Source organism: Streptomyces sp. bgisy159, from assembly GCF_965341775.1.
Lineage (GTDB): Bacteria > Actinomycetota > Actinomycetes > Streptomycetales > Streptomycetaceae > Streptomyces.
The window spans coordinates 1-788 of sequence record NZ_CBDQZH010000130.1; the positions used below are offsets into that span (position 1 = coordinate 1).

Annotated in this window: 1 protein-coding gene; it reads left to right on the forward strand. The window is 63.2% G+C overall.

Annotation, left to right across the window (positions count from 1 at the left end):
* The first annotated feature begins 439 nt into the window (after positions 1-439).
* Entirely contained in the window at positions 440-715 is a 276-nt protein-coding gene (locus ACSLTV_RS36130) for a hypothetical protein (RefSeq protein ID WP_435613737.1), read from the forward strand.
* Positions 716-788: the final 73 nt, after the last annotated feature.

Below are 788 nucleotides of genomic sequence, written 5' to 3' on the forward strand. Positions count from 1 at the left end.
AGACGAGTACCCGCTGCCGGACCTCACGGAGGCAGCTCCACCGTCGGCACCTCCGAGACCAGACGACACCGGCACACCGACGCCCTCTAAGGACACTGACCCGGGAGTGGCGATCACCGCAACAGACGACGACACCCCCTGGCTGCAGATCGGCATCGGAGCCGCTGTCGCAGCGATCGCCATCACAGCATTCGTCATACTTCGAAAGCGCCGCAGACTGAGTCCGCCCCCGCTCTCGCCGTCGACTTTCCCGTCGCACCAATCCACCCACATTGCAAACGGCTTCGGCCCGCCTCCGCCGATGCCACACCGACCTCCGCCGTCCGATCGAGGACGGGGCCCCATCTGAGTACGCGCTCAGCCCGCCGGACCACAGAGGAATTCCGGCGCACCCACCGCAACCGTACGGCCAGACCACTGTCGCCATTACGGCGACCTGGTGCAACGCGGTATTGACACACTGACGTGGGACATCGGCAATTCCATGAAGGCTGACGCAGACAACTATGCCAATGCCCACATCGCCGAGACGTACCTCGACGGTAACAGGCGACTCGCCTACGTGATAGACGGCTGGGCAGAGGGCCGCCCGGACATCGACACGAGTACAGCCACCGGAAAGAAGACGCTTGAAGGTCTCATCACCAACATACGGCGGGGGCACACCAACGGCTCCACACTTGCCGGAAAATACATGGTGGACACCACCAGCTGATCCGGGCAGCAACATCGTCCTCATCTGAGCCAAGGAGAAACAGTGCCGAAGTGGTTTCCCCGTCGGCCGCTAC